This window comes from Micromonospora taraxaci (genome assembly GCF_007830095.1).
GTDB classification, from domain to species: Bacteria; Actinomycetota; Actinomycetes; order Mycobacteriales; family Micromonosporaceae; genus Micromonospora; species Micromonospora taraxaci.
This window is the reverse complement of the sequence record NZ_VIWZ01000002.1, coordinates 197,340-215,531: the sequence shown is the minus strand read 5'-3', so window position 1 is coordinate 215,531 and position 18,192 is coordinate 197,340. Positions and strand designations below refer to the sequence as shown.

At 70.4% G+C, this 18,192-nt stretch carries 12 protein-coding genes; 4 read left to right on the top strand and 8 right to left on the bottom strand.

What is annotated here, in order from left to right:
• Positions 1-25 precede the first annotated feature (25 nt).
• A complete protein-coding gene (locus FHU34_RS30085; protein ID WP_145786014.1) occupies positions 26-649 on the bottom strand; it encodes an HAD family hydrolase in 624 nt (207 codons plus the stop codon).
• An 84-nt stretch (positions 650-733) separates the two neighbouring features.
• Between FHU34_RS30085 and FHU34_RS30080 the strand changes: the two genes are divergently transcribed.
• Positions 734-3,220 carry a helicase-associated domain-containing protein gene (locus FHU34_RS30080; protein WP_145786013.1) on the top strand — a complete coding sequence of 829 codons (2,487 nt, stop codon included), beginning with the start codon at positions 734-736 and terminating at the stop codon, positions 3,218-3,220.
• Positions 3,221-3,265: 45 nt separating this feature from the next.
• Here the strand turns inward: FHU34_RS30080 and FHU34_RS30075 are convergent, their stop codons facing one another.
• Complete coding sequence (locus FHU34_RS30075; RefSeq protein WP_145786012.1) at positions 3,266-3,502, bottom strand: hypothetical protein; 237 nt, start codon at positions 3,500-3,502, stop codon at positions 3,266-3,268.
• 97 nt (positions 3,503-3,599) lie between these two features.
• Positions 3,600-4,478 carry a L,D-transpeptidase family protein gene (locus FHU34_RS30070; protein WP_145786011.1) on the bottom strand — a complete coding sequence of 293 codons (879 nt, stop codon included), beginning with the start codon at positions 4,476-4,478 and terminating at the stop codon, positions 3,600-3,602.
• 171 nt (positions 4,479-4,649) lie between these two features.
• Between FHU34_RS30070 and FHU34_RS30065 the strand changes: the two genes are divergently transcribed.
• Both FHU34_RS30065 and FHU34_RS30060 read left to right on the top strand, forming a co-directional pair.
• Entirely contained in the window at positions 4,650-6,329 is a 1,680-nt protein-coding gene (locus tag FHU34_RS30065) for a DNA repair helicase XPB (RefSeq protein ID WP_145786010.1), read from the top strand.
• Positions 6,330-6,549: 220 nt separating this feature from the next.
• Complete coding sequence (locus FHU34_RS30060) at positions 6,550-7,197, top strand: hypothetical protein (protein WP_244312054.1); 648 nt, start codon at positions 6,550-6,552, stop codon at positions 7,195-7,197.
• Positions 7,198-7,279: 82 nt separating this feature from the next.
• Here the strand turns inward: FHU34_RS30060 and FHU34_RS30055 are convergent, their stop codons facing one another.
• The gene (locus FHU34_RS30055) at positions 7,280-7,852 is read right to left on the bottom strand and encodes a TetR/AcrR family transcriptional regulator (RefSeq protein ID WP_145786009.1); all 573 of its coding nucleotides are present in this window, start codon (positions 7,850-7,852) and stop codon (positions 7,280-7,282) included.
• Positions 7,853-7,928: 76 nt separating this feature from the next.
• Between FHU34_RS30055 and FHU34_RS30050 the strand changes: the two genes are divergently transcribed.
• The gene (locus tag FHU34_RS30050) at positions 7,929-8,312 is read left to right on the top strand and encodes a DUF4267 domain-containing protein (RefSeq protein ID WP_244312053.1); all 384 of its coding nucleotides are present in this window, start codon (positions 7,929-7,931) and stop codon (positions 8,310-8,312) included.
• A gap of 83 nt (positions 8,313-8,395) precedes the next feature.
• Here the strand turns inward: FHU34_RS30050 and FHU34_RS30045 are convergent, their stop codons facing one another.
• The 4 genes from FHU34_RS30045 to FHU34_RS30030 form a co-directional block, all read right to left on the bottom strand.
• Complete coding sequence (locus FHU34_RS30045; protein ID WP_145786008.1) at positions 8,396-10,993, bottom strand: right-handed parallel beta-helix repeat-containing protein; 2,598 nt, start codon at positions 10,991-10,993, stop codon at positions 8,396-8,398.
• 108 nt (positions 10,994-11,101) lie between these two features.
• Complete coding sequence (locus FHU34_RS30040; protein ID WP_145786007.1) at positions 11,102-11,698, bottom strand: hypothetical protein; 597 nt, start codon at positions 11,696-11,698, stop codon at positions 11,102-11,104.
• A gap of 406 nt (positions 11,699-12,104) precedes the next feature.
• A complete protein-coding gene (locus tag FHU34_RS34110) occupies positions 12,105-17,036 on the bottom strand; it encodes a carbohydrate-binding protein (RefSeq protein ID WP_145786006.1) in 4,932 nt (1,643 codons plus the stop codon).
• A gap of 300 nt (positions 17,037-17,336) precedes the next feature.
• Complete coding sequence (locus FHU34_RS30030; RefSeq protein ID WP_145786005.1) at positions 17,337-18,089, bottom strand: TIGR03089 family protein; 753 nt, start codon at positions 18,087-18,089, stop codon at positions 17,337-17,339.
• Positions 18,090-18,192: the final 103 nt, after the last annotated feature.

The following is an 18,192-nucleotide window of genomic DNA, read 5'->3' as shown; positions in this document are numbered from 1 at the left end:
GAAAACCCCTGCTTCACTTGAGCCGCTACTGCTCCAAGGCTAGCTGGATCATGCCGTCGAGTGCCGCTGGGAATTCGGTGAGCCGATCCAGCACCACTTCCGCCCCGGCCGAGCGCAGCTCATCCCGCGAGCACGGGCCGGTCGCGACCCCGATCCCGGGCACCCCGGCCGCTGCCGCCGCCACCATGTCCGCGACATGGTCGCCGACGTAGTGGGTGGCGCCGTGCTCGCGTAGGGCGGTCGCCTTCTGCTCGGCGAACAGGTCGCCGGCCAACTCGTCGACCTCGAGACCGAGGTGGTCCAGGTGCAACCGGGCCAGCCGGCCGATCTTGGACGTGACGACCAGCACCCGCCCACCCCGCGCACGGATCGCCTCGATGGACTCCCGCGCGCCGGGCAGCAGGAGCGTCGGGGTGATCGCGTACGCCGGGTACAGCTCGCGGTACACGAGCACGGCCGATTCGACCTGCTCCGGTGGGAACCAGTGCGCGATCTCGGTACGCAGCGGCGGCCCGAGGCGGGACACCGCCAGCTCGGCGTCGATCGGCACGCCGGTCTTCGCGGTCAGCGCGCGGTACGCCGCGGCGATCCCGGGGCGGGAGTCGACCAGGGTCATGTCGAGATCGAATCCGACGGTCAGTGCGGGCATGCCGAAAAACGTACCCGGCGACTCCCGTCCGGCCGAACGTCCGAGGGGCGCGGAGGCCCGCTGCCGGGCTAGCGTGGAAAGACGATGACCACCTCACTCGCCGACCACCTGCGGTCGCTGCCCGACGAGTCACTGGCCGCGCTCCTCCAGCTGCGGCCCGATCTCGTCGTGCCCGTGCCAGCCGACGTCTCCGCCCTGGCCATCCGGGCCCAGTCCCGGGTCTCGGTGGCGCGTGCGCTGGACGGGCTGGACCAGTTCACCCTCCAGATCCTCGACGCCGCCCGCCTCACCCGGAACCCGGACGACGGCACCACGGCCGCCGACGCCGTCCTGGCCATGGCGACCTCCGGGCCGCACCCGCCGGCTCCGACGGCCGTCCGGGCCGCCGTGGGTCGGCTGCGCGCGCTCTTTCTGCTGTACGGCCCCGAGCACGCGCTGGAGGTGGTGCCCGCCGTCGACGAAGTCGCCCCGTACCCCGCTGGGCTCGGCCGGCCCGCCGCGGAGCTGGACCCGCGCACGGCCGTGCTCTGCGCGGACCCGGCGAAACTGCGCCGGACGCTGCTCGCCGCCCCGCCGTCGGCTCGGGCGATCCTGGACCGCCTGGCTGCCGGCCCGCCGGTGGGCAGTGTGCCTCCGGGCGCGTTGCAGGCGCCACCGCTCGGCGCGGAGGACCCGGTGCTCTCCGACCCGACCAACGGTGGTGCCCCGGCCGGCTCCCCGGTGCGTTGGCTCGTCGACAACCGGCTGCTGGTCCCCGTGACGACCGGCTCGTCGACGGCCAGCGGCACGGTGGAGCTGCCCCGCGAGGTCGGGTTGCTGCTGCGCCGCGACAGTGGCCCGCTCGGCCCGCTGCGCACCAGCCCACCGCCGGTTGCCGGCGCGCCCCGTGAACCGAAGGCCGTCGACTCGGCCGGCGCCGGGCAGACGATGGAGGTGGTCCGGAACACCGAAGGGCTGCTGGAGCAGCTGGCCGACGAACCAGCGCCGGTGCTGCGCTCGGGCGGCATCGGCGTACGGGACCTGCGGCGGCTGGCGCGTACCGCCGGGTTGGACGAACCGACGACCGCGCTGCTGCTGGAGGTGGCGTACGCGGCGGGGCTCCTCGGCGAGTTGGAGATGCCGGGCGCGGCCTCCGGCCGGTACGGGGCCGATCAGCAGGTGCTGCCGACCGGCGGGTACGAGGTGTGGCGGGCCGCCTCGCTGGCCCAACGCTGGGAGCAGTTGGCCCGGGCCTGGCTGACCATGACCCGGCAGGTGGGGCTGGTCGGCCGCCGGGACGACCGGGACCGGCCGATCGCCGCACTCTCCTCCGAGGCCGAACGGGCGAGTGTCCCCGGCACCCGGCGGGCCGTGCTCGGCGTGCTCGCCGACCTGGAGCCGGCTACCGCGCCCACCCCCGACGAGGTGCAGGACCTGCTCGACTGGCGGGCGCCACGACGCAGCCGGGGCCGGGACACCGCGCACCGGGAGGTGCTGGCCGAGGCCGCGCAGTTGGGTGTCACAGGTCTGGGTGCGCTCACGTCCTACGGTCGGCTGCTGCTGGGTGACCTGAGCTCGACCGACGAGCGGGGCGGCGAGGATCCGCTGGGCGTGCACGCGGACGTCGAGAGCGGCGACCCGTCGAGTGCCGCCAGGGCGTTGGACGCGCTGCTGCCCGCACCGGTCGACCACTTCCTGGTGCAGGCCGACCTGACAGTGGTGGTGCCCGGCCCGCCCGAACCGGCGCTCGCCGTCGAGTTGGAGGCGATGACCGAACTCGAGTCGGCCGGTGGGGCCAGCGTGCACCGGGTCACCACGTCGAGCGTGCGACGGGCGCTGGATTCCGGCTACACGGCCGACGACCTGCACGACGTGTTCCGGCGGCGGTCGCGTACCCCGGTGCCCCAGGGCCTCACCTACCTGGTGGACGACGTGGCCCGTAAGCACGGCGGGCTGCGGGTCGGTCTGGCCGGGGCGTACCTGCGCAGCGATGACGAGACCCTGCTCAGCGAGGTGCTGGCGGACCGTCGGCTGGAGTCGTTGGCGCTGCGTCGGCTCGCGCCGACAGTGCTGTGCACGCAGTACCAGGTGGGCCGGTTGCTGGGTGCGCTGCGCGACGCCGGGTACGCTCCGGTGCAGGAGGACGGCACCGGCAGCACGGTGCTGGCCCGACCGCGGATCCGCAGGGCCCCGGCGCGGGTGTCGGTGACCACCCGGACGCTCGACCCGTTGTCCACCCCGAAGCTGCCCATGCCACGGCTGCTCGGTGTGGTGGAGCACATCCGCAGGGGTGAGGCGGCGGCGCGGGCGGCCCGACGGGCGCCGGCGGTGGTGCGTGGCGGTGCGGCGGGGCTGGGTGGCGGCCCGGTGCCGGCACACACGCACAGCGAGGCCCTGGCGGTGCTCCAGCAGGCGGTGCGGGACAAGGCGCTGGTCTGGGTCGGTTACGTCGACGCTCACGGGGCGACCGCGTCCCGCCTGGTCAAGCCGGTCTCGATCGGCGCTGGCTACCTGCGCGCCGAGGACGAACGGACCGAGATGCTGCATACGTTCGCGCTGCACCGGATCACCGCGGCGGTGCTGGCGGACTGACCGGTTCGGGTCGGCTGACCGGCAGCGCCACCGGGGCGCTGTCGGTCAGCGGCGGCTGCGGCGGACGGTGCCGACCACCGAGATGATCAGAAGTAGCGCGAAGCCGGCGCCGGCGGACTCCCCGACCGAGTCGACGAAGCCCTGCCGCAGCACCAGCCATCCGAAGAGGAACCACCCGAGGAGGAGTGCCGCCGCGACGGCGTACGCGATCACCGTCGCTCGGGACACCTCGTCGGGTGGTGCCTGCTCATGTTCCGCGATCACGTCACGGTCGACCGTCATACCCAGCCTCCCCGCCCGGTCCGGCCCTGGACTCCCAGGGTGACACTCGTTGGACCGGTCGGACAGGGGTTAAACCCCCGATTCGCGGCCGTGTCGGTCAGGTGCCGGGACGGCGGCCGATCAGCACCACCCGGGTGCCGACCTTTCCCAGTTCCCACATCCGGACCGCGTCGACGTGCAGAAGGTTGACGCAGCCGTGCGAGCCGATGGACTTGTCGTGCAGGTAGGTGGTGGTCTCGTGGAAGCCCATCCCCTGGGTGAAGTGCTGCCAGTACGGCAGCCACACCTCGTACGGGTCGGACCACTCCTTGGGATTGCGGAAGTTGACGGTGAACGTGCCGGACGGGGTGCGGTAGCCGGACATGCCGGTGCGGGTCACCGTCGGCTCCATGATCACCTTGCCGCCTCGGACCGCCCAGACGGTCTGCCGGGTCAGGTCGACGCAGAACGTGGTGCCGGTGCCGGCCTTGCACCGGCTCGGATCGGTGGTGGCGAGGCGCTGGGCCACGTCGAGGGTGGTCGGTCCGGCGCGACCCTCGACGGGGCGAATGCCGTACCTCTTCTGGAACTTCTTGATCGCGGCGCAGTCCGCGGCGGACTGCCGGCCGTCCACGGTGACCGTGCCGAACCCGCCCAACCGGGCCAGGTAGGTCTCCACCTGGCGCTGGTGCTGGCCCTGCGGGCAGCCGGCGACTGTCGGCGTACCCGTGCTGGGGGTTGGTTTGGGTGTGGCGGTGCGGGTGGGTTTCGGCTTGGGCTTGGGTGTGGCGGAGGTGGGTGCGACCGGCGTGGGCCGGTCGCGCTGGTCCGGCCCGGGCGCGCCGCTCGCCCCCGTTGCCTTTTCCGCCGCACCGGCTGGGGCGGCTCCCCCGCCACCACTCCCACCGGCCTGCGGATCGAACGTGCACGCACCGGAACCGACCAGCACGACCACCAGCAGGGCAACCAGCCGGGAAGTGTTGCAGACACGCTTCATGGCACCTCCCCAGAGATTCGCCCATTTGCTAGACGTTCGTGAGTGCCGTCACGGTTGCACCTGGTGAGCAACTTTCTTTGGACATCCCGCCCCGTGCAACACTGGATGGTCGGCCATCTGCGGGTATGCGACCCGCCAGGGCCGAAGACCGACCGAGGAGAGGACGCTGGCGTGAGCGGTGGACCACTGATCGTGCAGTCGGACAAGACCCTGCTGCTGGAGATCGACCACCCCGACGCGCAGGCGTGCCGGATGGCGATCGCGCCCTTCGCCGAGTTGGAGCGCTCGCCGGAGCACGTGCACACGTACCGGCTGACGCCGCTGGGTCTGTGGAACGCCCGCGCGGCGGGGCACGACGCCGAGGGTGTGGTCGACTCGCTGCTGAAGTACTCCCGCTACCCGGTGCCGCACGCGCTGCTGGTGGACGTGGCCGAGACGATGGACCGGTACGGCCGGCTCCAGCTCGCCAACGACCCGGCGCACGGGTTGGTGCTGCGCGCGCTCGACCGGCTGGTGCTGATCGAGGTGGCCAAGAGCAAGAAGCTCGCCGGCATGCTCGGCGACAAGATCGACGACGACACCATCCGGGTGCACCCGTCCGAGCGTGGCCGGCTCAAGCAGGCGTTGCTCAAGCTGGGCTGGCCGGCGGAGGACCTGGCCGGCTACGTCGACGGTGAGGCGCACCCGATCGAGCTGGCCGAGGCCGGCAAGGACGGGCGCAAGCCGTGGACGCTGCGGTCGTACCAGCGGGAGGCCGTGGAGGCGTTTTGGGCCGGCGGGTCGGGTGTCGTGGTGCTGCCCTGCGGCGCCGGCAAGACCCTGGTCGGCGCGGCGGCGATGGCCGAGGCGAAGGCGACGACGCTGATCCTGGTCACCAACACGGTCGCCGGCCGGCAGTGGAAGCGGGAGCTGATCGCCCGCACGTCGCTGACCGAGGAGGAGATCGGCGAGTACTCCGGCGAGCGCAAGGAGATCCGCCCGGTCACCATCGCCACGTACCAGGTGCTCACCTCGCGTCGCGGTGGCGCGTTCACCCACCTGGACCTGTTCGGTGCCCGCGACTGGGGCCTGGTCGTCTACGACGAGGTGCACCTGCTGCCCGCGCCGATCTTCCGCTTCACGGCGGACCTCCAGGCCCGCCGTCGGCTGGGCCTGACGGCGACTCTGGTACGCGAGGACGGCCGCGAGGGTGACGTGTTCAGCCTCATCGGCCCGAAGCGGTACGACGCGCCGTGGAAGGACATCGAGTCGCAGGGCTGGATCGCCCCGGCCGAGTGCACCGAGGTACGGGTGACCCTGACCGACGCGGAGCGGATGTCGTACGCGACGGCCGAGGCCGAGGAGCGTTACCGGATGGCGGCTACCGCCCGCACGAAGCTGCCGGTGGTCAAGGCGCTGGTCGATCGGCACCCGGAGGATCAGGTGCTGGTGATCGGGGCGTACATCGACCAGTTGCACCAGCTCGGCGAATACCTCGACGCGCCGATCATCCAGGGTTCGACCACGAACAAGGAGCGGGAGCGGCTGTTCGACGCGTTCCGGTCCGGCGAACTGCGGACGTTGGTGATCTCCAAGGTCGGCAACTTCTCCATCGACCTGCCCGAGGCGGCGGTGGCGATCCAGGTGTCCGGGACGTTCGGGTCACGCCAGGAGGAGGCGCAGCGGTTGGGGCGGGTGCTCCGGCCGAAGGCCGACGGCCGACAGGCGCACTTCTACACGGTGGTGTCCCGGGACACGATCGACACCGAGTACGCGGCACACCGGCAGCGCTTCCTCGCCGAGCAGGGATACGCGTACACGATCGTCGACGCCGACGACGTCCTCGGCCCACCCCTGCCGACCGTCGACTGACGCGCGCGCGAGGTTGATCGACTCGGTTTTCAGGAAGTCGCGGTGTCCGAGGCGCTCTGATACCCCGACTTCCTGGAACCCGAGTCGATCTGTGGGTTGGGCGCGGGCGCGGCCCGGGGACGTGGTGTCTCTCGCACTCGCTATCGAGCTGATGTCGTAAACGAATCGGCCGGATCCGGGGCGCGGCCAATCCTGGCCATCGCATGGTTCACTGTCGGGCATGTCGTGGCGAAGGACCCGATCGTCCCTGGTGGTCATCGTGACAGCCGCCGTGGTGGTGGCAGGAATGGCCGCCTGGCGGTGGACCCACAACCACCCGCCGTACGGTCCGGAAGCCTTGGCCATCACCTCCTCGCTCAGCCTCGTCAGCTACGCGGAGGCGCAGGCGGCTCTCGGCGAGAGGATCCGCCCGCCGCTGGCCTCCGACGAACGCGACCAACTGGTGCTGGGCCGGGTCGCCTGGCAGCCGCCTCCCGAGCCACTCGATGGCGGCTACCTCGCGGTGTTCCTCATCGACAAGCGCACCAACCGCAAGCCGGGCGACTTCGTCGCCTCCGGTCCGCAGGACGTCGTCAGCCTCGGCAGCGCCGGCGTCGAGAACAGGATCGCCGAACGCTATGCCTGGCTACGGGGTGCGGGCGACGTCAAGGTCGGAGACGACGAGTGGCGGAGCAACGGCAACAGACTTGCCGTGTACGACGAGACGGCCTCGCCACTGACATTCGTCGCGCTTTTTCCGTACGTCGCTGATGCTGCCCGGAAGCCGACGGTAGCCACCGCGCCGGTTGGGATGTCCGACCTGCTGTTGGCTCTGGTCTACCTGGGGCCGAACGGGCAGGTCTACTGGGCGCAACGGCTCCAGGGCTGAGTGATCCAGGCAACGGGGAAGACCTGAACCGGACCATGACGCAAAGCCGACGAGCCGGGTCATTCGGCGTGCGCGGCAACGCTCACCGGGAGAAGCGGTCCACCAGCACCGCCAACCGCCGGTCGTGGTCGGTGCGGCGAAGCCTGCCGCTGCGCATCAGCGTGACCAGACCGTGCAGGCCGCTCCAGAACGTCTCGGTGAACGTCTCCAGGTCACCGTCGCCGGCGAACGGGCGCACCGTCTCGGCCAACTCGGCGAAGCCGCGGGCGAGGTCGGTCGGGACGTCCTGGCTGGCGAACGGTAGATCGACGATGAGGGTGAACATCGCGTCGTAGATCGCCGGCCGTTGCTCGGCGAAGTCGGTGTACGCAGCCGCGACGTCGGCGACCGCCTGGCGCGGATCGGCGGCCGACATCCGGGCCGAGGCCAGCGCTACGGCCAGTTCGGCGAAGCCCTCGACGGCGACCGCCGCCATGATGGCGTCCTTGCCCTTGAAGTGGCTGTAGAGGACGGGCTGGCTGTACTCGATCTCGCCGGCGAGCCGCCGGGTGGTCACGGCGTCCCAGCCCTCCGCCAACGCCAGGTCGCGTGCCGTGGCGATGATCGCCTGTTCCCGTTCAGCCCGCTCGCGCTCCCGGCGTGCCTGTGTCGACATGACAGCAACCCTAGCACCGCTAGCGTTGCTGTCCTTGCTCTGCTAGCGTCGCTCTCATATCTAGCATCGCTAGGAAATGGAGAAGATCATGCTGGCACCCCTCGCCTACGGGCTCGCCGTCGTCCTCAGCCTCTTCGTCGTCTTCATCGGAGCGCGGTTCCTGCTGGTGCCGCAGGCCGCAGCCGCCGGGTACGGGGTTCCGGCCCGACCGGACGGCGACACCGCCTACCTGACGGTCAAGGGACTGAAGGACCTGACCTTCGGGCTCCTCGGCCTCGCCCTGATCGCCTTCACCACCGCCGACGCGGTCGCGTGGTACATGCTGATCGTCGCGCTCGTCCCGCTGGGTGACACCCTGATCGTGCTGCGCAACGGCGGGACGAGGGCCGTCGCCTTCGGCATCCACTTCGCGACGGCCGTTGTCGTCCTCCTGAACGCCGCGCTGCTGTTCGCTCTGTGACCCACTCCGACGCCGGGCTCGTCCCGTTCGGACACATCGGCAGTGGCCGCGCCCCGACGAGGGCGCGGCCACTGCCGGGACGGTCAGTACTGCGGGGTGACGAAGATGCCCGCCTGGTCGGCGACCACGTGGGCGGTGCCCGAGCTGCTGTTGTAGAGGTTCAATCCGCCCTTGGTCCCCACGATGGCGAGGTTCGACGATGTCTCGCCCGCCACGAAGTTGAGGTTCGACACCGCCGGACGCGCCTCGGCGCCCGGATGCGCGATGAGGAAACCGGAGCTGGCCGGCGCGGTGACGGTAAGGTTCGCAACCACGGCGGCGGCCGTCACGCAGCAGGCCAGGTTGTCGACGTACGGGCTGACGTTCACCGACTCCCAGGGCTGAAGGGGCTTCGCGCCTCCCCGGTTGGGCAGGCCCGTGGCGTCCCGGCTGTCGGCGATCCGCAGCGGCCCGTTCGGAACGTAGCTGAGCTGTCCGTCCACCCCGAAGTATCCGGCCAGGTCCGCGATCACGTGGACGCTGCCGGAGCTCTGGTTGTGGATGTTCGCCTTGAGGTCGGTCACCGGCACGATCACCAGGTTCGGGATGGTCTGGCCGGCGACGAAGTTCAGGTTCGACGCGGTTGGCACGGGCGAGCCGTACGGGAAGACCTTCAATACGCCGCTGGTCGTCGGCGCGGTGACGGTGACGTTGAGGACGACGGCCGTCGCGCCCGGCGAGACCTTCCGGTCCAGGTTGAGCGTGCGCGTGCTGTTCGGCGGGAGCGCGCCGCCGTCGGTGCGGGTGTCCAGGACCCGCGTCAACGGCTGGGTGGCGAATCCGTCGCCGGCCTCCGCGTACCAGCCCTGGAGGTCGGCGACCACGTGCACCGTGCCGCCGCTGCTGTTGCGAATCCTGATCTTCCCGTTGCTCATCGGCACGGTCACCAGGTTCGGCACCGTCTCTCCCGCAACGAAGTTGACGTTCGAGGCGGTCGGCGCGTTCGTGCCGTCCGGGTAGACGGTCAGGAACCCGGCGGTCGTCGGCTGGGTCGCTGTCACGTTCAGCACCAGGGCGCTGATGTCCGCCGCCGGCACGCCGCCGATGCTGTCGACAGGCACCACCACCTCGGACTTCGGCGGCACGGGGGTGCTGGTACCAACGCCGACCGCGGACCGGGTGTCCAGGAGCCGCTGTGGCGCCACCGCCGTGTAGTGCGCCCCGAGCACCGTGCAGCTCGGGGCGCTGGCACTGGCGGACCGGAAGCCGGTCGTGCTCCAGTGCACCTGCACACAGGCGCTACCCGCCCGACGGAACCGGTGGTTCTCGTTGAGCGACGGCGTGCCGCCCCGCCAGAGCGGGGAGTCACCGTACTGGTAGGCGAAGGATCCGATCGGCCCGTCGGTCGTCCACTGGGTCGAGGCGCTGGCGCGGAGCGTGGTGTCCAGGGGGCCGGCGCCGATCGTCCGGTGCAGGCGCTCGACCCGGAGGGTGGTCGGCCCAAGCCGCTCAACTGCCCCCCGGTCGTGGTAGCCGTTACCCGTGCCCGTGTTCGCCCACGTCGGGTCGTCGGCGTGGGCGTTGCCCATCAGGTCGGTGGCCAGCACCCCGGGTGCGTTCGCGTCGGCGGAGTCGATGGCCGGGGAGCTCTGCTTCAGCGCGATGTAGCCGCGGTCCTCGAACCTGGGGTCGAGCAGCGGGTCGGCGACGATGTCGAACCCGCCCTGCCCGGTGGCCGCCTGGAAGTCCCCGAGCGTCCGGTACGTGGTCGCGCCCCAGCGGTAGAGGGCCCAGCCGGTGGTCGGATCGATCAGGTTGTGGTGGACGGTCGTCTGCGGAACCTCCACCGGGAGGACCATGATCGCCGTCTTCACCGTCGGTTCGCCCTCGCACAGCCTCTGGTCCGGCAAGGGCTTGACGATGTTGTTGGCGACAGTGACACCGGGCGAGGCGACGAGCGTGATGCCTGGAGCGCACCCGGCCTGGATGGTGTTGTTGGTGACGGTGGACCCCGGCGCCCGGGTCAGATACATACCGCCGTTCGGAATCTGGTTGGCGACGACCCTGGTGGCCGTCGAGTCCGCCTCGACGACGAGTGCGGTCGTGCCGGGTGAGTGCAGGAAGTTCCGACTGATGGTCACGTCGGCCGAGCCACCAGTGACCTTGATCAGCTCTGAGCTGGCATGGGTGACTGACGTGCCGTCGATGGTGACCCGGGACGAGCCGTCGACGACGACCGGCACCACGTCGCGGCCGTAGATGGCGAAGCCCTCGACGACGACGTCGTGCACCTGGCGCAGTGTGAAGACCGATCCGATGCCGGTGTCCGCGCCGTACCTGCCCACCCGGACGACGCCGTCCCGGGTGTTGGCTGCCTTGAAGGTGATCGGAGCCGCTGCGGTGCCCGATCGGGTGACCGTGACACTCTCCGGGTAGAGCCCCGGCTGCACCAACACGGTCTGACCGGGCTGCACGACGGCCGCGGCCGCGGAGATGGTGCAGAACGGCGACTCGGCCTTGCCGTCGCCGTTGGGTACGCAGTCCGTCTCGCTGACGAAGAGCTCCGAACCGGTGGACGTTGGCGCCGCCGAGGCGGAGGAGGGCGCCGGAGCCGCGGTGGCAGCGGGAATCACCGGCCCGACCAGAGTCGCGGCACCGACCAGTGGCACGAGCGCGAGCAGGGAGCGAGCGGCTCTCTTCATGAATGCCCCACGATTGATCAAGGATGATGTGCCGCGGCAGCCTACCCCGCTCAGGGCGTGCCCGAGGCCCCCTCGACCACCGGCCACCTGCCGATCAGGCGGGCCGTGTCAGGACGTCGGGGGTGGGCAGCGGTCGGGGAGGGTCACCTGGCCGGGGCGGTGGTCGAAGCTGTCCATCGTGAACCACTCGTCCAGCTCGGGATCGAAGAGGTTCTGGAGGCCGAACTGGAGCACCTGCCACCACCGGGTCGGGTCGCGCTGGTCGACGTAGATGTCACCGAGCGCGAGCGGGAACCGGAAGAACTCCCCCGGCACTGTGGAGCCGCCGACGACCCCGACCCGCCAGTGGTCGACGTGCCGGTCCTTGTCCCCCTGAAGGATCTCCGGCCCGACGAAACGGGACGTCTTCAGCTTGTCGTTGAAGATCTGCCGGTTGAAGAACCCCGGGATCTTGCTGCACTCGCGCGGCGGGAACAGCGGGATGTTCGGCCACTTGTAGGTGAGCGTGTAGAGCGTGTTCTCGTAGATCAGGTTGGTGAACCAGATCGGATGCTCCGGGCCGCCGGCGATCATCTGACTGTTGCCGTCGCGGCCCTGCCAGGTGAACGGCACGTCGATGCCGAGGTCGCGCACGATGTACCGGCCGGTGCCCTGGAAGTCCGCCGGCAACTGCGGCGGGCGCGGCTCGGTCGGCACAGGGGTCACGTCGCCGTCCTCATGGGCCGCGCGGGGCGGCGGGGCCGCCGCCGGGCCAGGCGCGACCACCCCGAGGGCGAACAACGCACCGGCCACCATCGAAACCACAGCCCGACGTGTACGCCTCGACGCCATCTGCCCTCCGCCGTTGTCGAAAGTGGCCGGCGGGTCGGCCGCACCTGCCTTCGGCGAAGCGTAGGAGCAAGGAAGACGTGAAAGCCGGTGGAACGGACGGCCTCCACCGGAAGGGTGACGCACCCGCGGAGCCCTGATCGACTCCGTTTGCTGAAAGTCGCGGTATCCGAGGCATGTTGATACCGCGACTTCCGGAAAACCGAGTCGATCAAGGCGCGGGGCTGGAGCGGGAGCCGGCCCGGGACCGATGGGGTCCCGGGCCGGCGTCACGCGAACCTGATTACGTGATCAGCTTCCAGGGGCCGTTCTTGTCACCGGGCTCCTGGCCGCGCGTCCACCACCTGGCCTCGTACACGTGGCCCTTGAAGGACACCCGGTCACCCGCGTTGTAGACCTTCGTGAGCGTCCAGGCCGCCGGGCTGTTGTCCGGCGGGGTGGGCGCAATCTCCTCCCAGGAGCCGTTGCGGTCGCCCGGCTTCTGGTTGCGCGTGTACCACTGGGCCCGCCACTTCTTGCCGTCGTACATGGCGACGTCACCAGAGTTGAAGATCCGCGACGCGGTCCAGATCGAGGTGCCGTCCTCGGTCATGGCGAGTTCCTGCCACGCACCATTCGGGTCGGCGCCCGGCTTCTGGTTCTTCGTGTACCAGGAGGCCCGGAAGACCCGCCCCTGGTAGGTGGCCCGGTCCCCGTCGTTGTAGACCGTCGACGGGTTCCACTCCGCCGGCAGGTTCACCGTCACTGTGGCGCTGGCCTCGACCGGGGTGAGGTGGTCGCTGCCCGGGTACGACGCGGTCAGGTTGTGCTGACCGCCCGCGAGGCCCACCGGAAGGGTGAACGTCGCAGCCCCGTTCGTCAGCGTGGCCGAACCACGAACTGTCGTACCCTCGCGCAGCTCCACCGCCCCGGTGACCGGCGTGCTGCCGGCCGCGACCTTGACGGTCACCGTCGCCGCGGTGCCCCAGGTGGTCGGGGCTGCGGTGACGGTCATCGTCGGGACCTGCTTGGCGGTACGGAACACGGCCGGCTGGGCCACCGCCTCACCGCCGTCGGCGCTCTTCGCGGACACGATCCAGCCGTACGAGGTGCCCGGCAGAAGCTTGCCCCAGGTCGTCGTGGCGACCCCGTTCGATGTCACCTCGTCGGTCCCGATCGTGCCGGACGGCACGTACGCGGCGAGCGAGTCGGTGGTGAACGACGTCTTACGGGTGCTGAGGTCCACCGGCAGGGTCAGGTTGTCCTCCGAGCCGTTGTAGCGCGGCTTGGTCTGGCTGCCGTCCTGACGGATGTCGTACTCGGTCGCCCCGAAGTTCTTCAGGAACGGCGAGTACGTGTCGATGTGCATTTCGGCCCGGTCCACGTCGAACTGGAGCAGGCGCAGGAAGCTCGCGCCGAACTGCAACCGGTCGGTGGCCTTGTGGTCCGGCTTGCCGTCCCCGTTGACGTCGACGGTCCCGTCCGCGGCGACCTGCTTCGGCCACAGCTCCCCGGCAGTGACCGTGTAGAACTGGTAGTCCGCCAGCAGCTCGACGACGTCGTGGCTGACCGTGACGCCGATCTTCGACTTCAGGTTGGTGCCGACGCCGTGCTCGTGACCGGCGAGGACCAGGAAGACGTTCGCGTTGGTCTCCACGACCTGCTTGAACAGCGGCGAGCCGTCCGGCGCGGAGAAGTCCGCCCCGCGCCCGTCGGGGTTGGCCGACGGCTTCAGATAGTCGTGGGAGAGCAGGATCCCGTTGCGGTCCTTGTACCGCTTGAAGATCGAGTCAGCCCACTTGGCCTCGGCCGGCGTCACCCCGTACGACAGGCCGACCGCGACGAAGTCCAGTCCACCGGCGGAGAACAGCAGGTAGTTGTTCTGGTTGTCGGTGCCGGGCGTGACGGAGCCGTCGGCGTTGGTCACCTCGTCCCACGCGTGGTATTCGGTGCCCTTCGGCCAGGACTTCGCCGTGCCGTAGTACCTGTCGGCGCTGAAGGTCCGACTGAACCGGGAGGTCGGGCCGGTCTCCGCGCCCAACTGGTCGTCGTGGTTGCCGGCGATGACCTGGTTGACGACGCCGTTGTCGTCGAGGATCTTTTGGAAGCCGGAGGCGACGGCGAGTTCCTTTTCCACCTGCTCGTGCAGGCCGGGCCGCTTCAGCGAACCGTCCGGGTTCTTCGCCAGCGGGTCGTAGTAGTCGTTCTCGATGATGTCGCCCGTGTGGGCCGTGTACGCGATCTTGCGACTGTCCGCGTTGTCGGCGATCCACTGCATCTGGTCGCGGTACGCGGCCGACCAGATCGCCTGCTCCTCGACCGTCTCGACGTCCGAGGGTTCGGCGTGGCCGTCGAAGTCGTCGTACGTGCCGCCGGCCGCACCCTCGGTGATGTACTGGGTGTCGGTGAAGTGCGCCAGCGAGAAGTCGTACGACGCGGGGTCCTCGAAGCGGTCCTTGTCGTTCTGCGCCGTGGAGTCGCGCGGGGACAGGTCGTCGGCGAACGGGTCCTCACCGGTGACCAGCACGTGGACGACGCCACCGTCGCGGTAAGCGGCCTCCACCTGCGCGGTCAGGACGGTGTCCTGCCCGGCCTGGCCACGGGAACTGGTCAGCACGACCCACTTCTTCGTGGCCGGGTTCCAGACCCGCAGCGCCACGATCCGGGCCGGGTCGATGCTGCCCGACCAGCGCAGCGTCGGCTCCTGCCTGGCCGCCGCCAGCGGCAGGTCGTACCGCTGGAAGACGACCCCACGGCCGGACGCGCTGTCGACAGTCGCGCCGTCGAGCGGACGCAGCGAGGTGACGTCCACGGACGTGTCGTGCTGGACGTCGAGCGCGGTCGGCACGTCGGCCGCCTCACCCTGGTAACCAGCGGTCGGCAGGACCACGTCGGCCTTGGTGAAGGTGGCGGTCAGACCGACACCCTCCGCTCCGGGGATCCGGGCGGACAGCTCGGCGGAGAGCGGGTCGGTGCCCTTGACCGTCGAGTTCAGCTCCGTCGGGACGTCCGGGATGCTGGCGCTGCTGAACCGCACCTCACGGGTGGCGGTGTTGCCGAGCGCGTCGGTCGCCGTCACCGCGATGGTGTGCTCCCCGGCGGGCAGGCCGTGGCCGATCTGGTCACCCTGCTTGACGGCCGCGCCGTCCAGCGTGAGGACCGGCGTACCGGCCAACCCGGTGGCGTCCTTGATCCGGACGTCGAGCGCAACCGTCGACGTCAGCCGCTGCCCGGCAGCCGGGACGCTGCTCTCGATCTCCGGGGCGGTGTTGTCGCTGGTGAAGCGCCGCGTCGAGGTCTTGTCCCCGACGACCGCCTTGATGGTGTGCGCGCCGTCCGCGATCGTCGTCGTGTCGACGTCCGCGCGCTTGCCCAACGCCGGCAACGCCGAGCCGTCCGGCGCGGTGACGTCGAACATGACCATCCTGGTCAGCACCCCGTTGAAGCTGTTGCCACAGGTGCCGTCACCGAGATACGTGGTCACCTGGGAACCGGCCGGGTAGCTGGCCGAACCGATGGTAACCGTCGTCTGCGCGATCGACCGGGTCAGCTGCGTCGCCTTCGCGTCGGTCGGAAGCAACTGGAAGTCCCGCAGCGTGAAGTCGTCGAAGTTGTCGCAGCCGCCCGGCTTGGCGCTGCCGCGGTCGTTGCCCGCCACGACCTCGACGGCGTTGACACCCGGCACCAGCCACTCGTTCGGGAAGCTGAGGTCGGCGACCTCCTTCTCCCACATCCCGATCTCCAGCGGAATGCCGTTGATCAGCACCTTGTTGCCGTACCCGTTGTCGCTGCCGTTGCCGCCGACGAACACCTTCAGGTGCGCGTCGCCCCCGCTGCCGAGGGTGTCGACGGTGCGCGTCGTCGGCGCGCCCTCGACGGTGAAGTGCAGCTCGGCCTCCTTGTTGGGCCCGCAGGTGCCGTCGCCCAACGCCAGCGAGGCGGCTGTCGTCTCCGCCTTCGTCACTGTCGTGCCGCTGGTGGTGACGACGAACGTGCTGCCGGCCGTCACAGTGCCCGCCGTGCTCAGGGTGAGGCTCGTCGCGGCCCGGGTGAGCTTGAAGTCGTCATGGTTGGCGCAGGTCGCCCCGCTCACCGTGCCGTTGTAGTCGCCGGTGCGGACCTCGACGACGTTGTCCCCGAGGTGCAGGAAACGGGTCGGGAACGCCAGCTTGACGTCCTCCGCGCCGGTCGCGCCGTAGTCGCCACCGAGGTCGACCCGGTGGCCGTTGACCAGCACGTAGTTCTGGTACCGCGCCTCGATGGAGTTGCCGGCCTCGACGGTGAGGCCGAGGGTGGCGGTGCCGGCGGCCAGCGTCTCCGCGTTCTCGGCGGGCTTGTCGTCGATCGCCAGCGACTCGACGTGCTCCCTGCCGCCGCTGGGCAGCGCCGCGATCACCGGTCGGGTTCCGCGTACGCGGGCACCGTCGGCGGGGGTGACCGCCGCCGCGCCGGCCGGGGAATTGTTGACGTCCACGGTCACCGACGTCTTCGCTCCGGAGACCGTGGTGGCGCTGACGGTGTGCGTACCGTTGGTGAGCCTGGTCGTGTCGAGGTCGGTACGCAGGCCGGAGGTGCTGCCCGGCTCACCGGAGATGACGAAGGTCAGGTCCTGGTTGAGCAGCTTCGCGGAGCTGCCACAGGTGCCGTCCCCGAAGCTGTAGCTGAACAGGTTCTGCTCGCCGTCGGCGACCACACCGAGCAGGCTGAGGCTGATGCTGCTCAGCGCGTAGTCGTCGTAGTTGGGGCAGCGACCGCCCTCGCCGTTCGGCAACTCCTCGTAGCCGACAGCGGTCTTGGTGGTCGTGTCGACCCAGTTCGCTCCGGCGTGGACGGTGACGGTGTTCGCGCCGACGCGCAGCCAGTCGCCCGGGAAGTCGAGGGTGCCGACCTGCCCACCGGGGATGTCCGGAAGGTAGACCCGGTCAGCCTCGGCGGTGTGGCCGTTGACGGTGACGTAGTTGCGGTAGCGGGCCTCGGTGCCGTTGCCACCCATCTCGAAGGCGAAGTGGGCGGTGCCGGCGGTCCGGTCGGCGTCGATCTTGTCGCCGTCGACGGCGAGCGTGGTGACCGAGTCGTTCTCGGTGACCGGCTCGACGACGACGGGGACCTTACCCTCGACGTTCTGCCCGCTGTTCAGGTTGATCAGCGGGGCGTTGCCGCTGGTCGGGGTCGCTTGCGCCCCGGCGAGGGTGGGGTTGAGGGTGGTCGCCGGTCCGGCGACCAGAAGGAGCGCCACGGCGGACAGGAGTCCGCGTGTTCTCTTCCTTCGCGCACGTCTCTCGTGCGTCATGGCGGGGTTTCTCCTTGGTGGACAGATCACTTGATCGCCACCGGCGTGCGGAATGACCCACCACGGCACTGCGGGGCCGCGAGCGGTCGAGGACATGCCAGCGCCACGGTCCACAGGTGCGGTGGCACGCCGGCGGCGCGGCCGTTGGATGACCCTGCCGGCTCTGAGCGAACGTCCCAGCCAAGCCTGATGAGGGGCGGGCGCTGTACGGGTGAACAGTTAGTTGATCAACAGCGCCGGACTAGCTCAGAGGACGCGGGTCACCCGTTCGGCGGCGACGATCGCGTCCCGCTGTGCCGGGTCGAGGTTGGCGCTGATGACCACTGACGCGCCGACGGAGAGCGGCGCGAGCAACCACTTCAGCGGCTGCTCGGTCTCGGCCGCGTCGACCAGCAGTCGATCGCCGGCGCGCAGGTCCAGCATCGTGGCGAACTCCTGGGCGAGCGCACCCCACTGGCCGTAGGTGGTGCCGTCCGCGGTGGCCGGGTCCGACGGGTGGATGACGCTGTGGTCGGGCGTGGTGTCCGGGTGACGGAGCACCTCGGCGGACCAGTCCAGCCAGCCCAACGGCACGTCGGCGAGGTGACCCGGGCCGGTGCCGACGAGGTAGCGGTGCGTCGCGTCCGGCACGTCCTCCAGCCAGTCGTCCTGCCGCTCCGGCGTCACGAGGACCGCGTCGAACGGCCGGTCACCGCCCGCTTCGAGGACCGCCAGGCCCGCCGTGGCGCGCGGTCGGAACGACACCGCCAGGCCGCTGGCCCACGCGCCCAACAACACCGCTGCGGTACGCCAGTGCGGCGGCAGCAGCACCGCTACGCGGCTGCCGGGGCCGAGCCCGCAGCCGTCCCGCAGCAGGCCGGCGCTGCGCGCAGCCCAGGAACCGACCTGCTGGGCGGTCAGGTCGACGCGCTCACCGGTCGCCTCGTCGCGGTAGCTCAGCATCGGGCGCTGGGCGTCGGCGGGCGGGACCGACAGGTCGGCCGTGGCGGTTGGTTGCATGTCTGCACGCTCCCCGGGTCGAGGTCGGCACCACAGTACTCAACGACTTTGGTCGCTCCTGTCGTCGGCCGATGGCCGTATCGGTTGGCCGGCTGGCCCGGGC

Excerpts from the sequence above, each read along its gene's own strand:
- FHU34_RS30085 (WP_145786014.1), bottom strand. The coding sequence starts at position 649 with ATGCCCGCACTGACCGTCGGATTCGATCTCGACATGACCCTGGTCGAC.
- FHU34_RS30080 (WP_145786013.1), top strand. The coding sequence starts at position 734 with ATGACCACCTCACTCGCCGACCACCTGCGGTCGCTGCCCGACGAGTCA.
- FHU34_RS30075 (WP_145786012.1), bottom strand. The coding sequence starts at position 3,502 with ATGACGGTCGACCGTGACGTGATCGCGGAACATGAGCAGGCACCACCC.
- FHU34_RS30070 (WP_145786011.1), bottom strand. The coding sequence starts at position 4,478 with ATGAAGCGTGTCTGCAACACTTCCCGGCTGGTTGCCCTGCTGGTGGTC.
- FHU34_RS30060 (WP_244312054.1), top strand. The coding sequence starts at position 6,550 with ATGTCGTGGCGAAGGACCCGATCGTCCCTGGTGGTCATCGTGACAGCC.
- FHU34_RS30055 (WP_145786009.1), bottom strand. The coding sequence starts at position 7,852 with ATGTCGACACAGGCACGCCGGGAGCGCGAGCGGGCTGAACGGGAACAG.
- FHU34_RS30050 (WP_244312053.1), top strand. The coding sequence starts at position 7,929 with ATGGAGAAGATCATGCTGGCACCCCTCGCCTACGGGCTCGCCGTCGTC.
- FHU34_RS30045 (WP_145786008.1), bottom strand. The coding sequence starts at position 10,993 with ATGAAGAGAGCCGCTCGCTCCCTGCTCGCGCTCGTGCCACTGGTCGGT.
- FHU34_RS30030 (WP_145786005.1), bottom strand. The coding sequence starts at position 18,089 with ATGCAACCAACCGCCACGGCCGACCTGTCGGTCCCGCCCGCCGACGCC.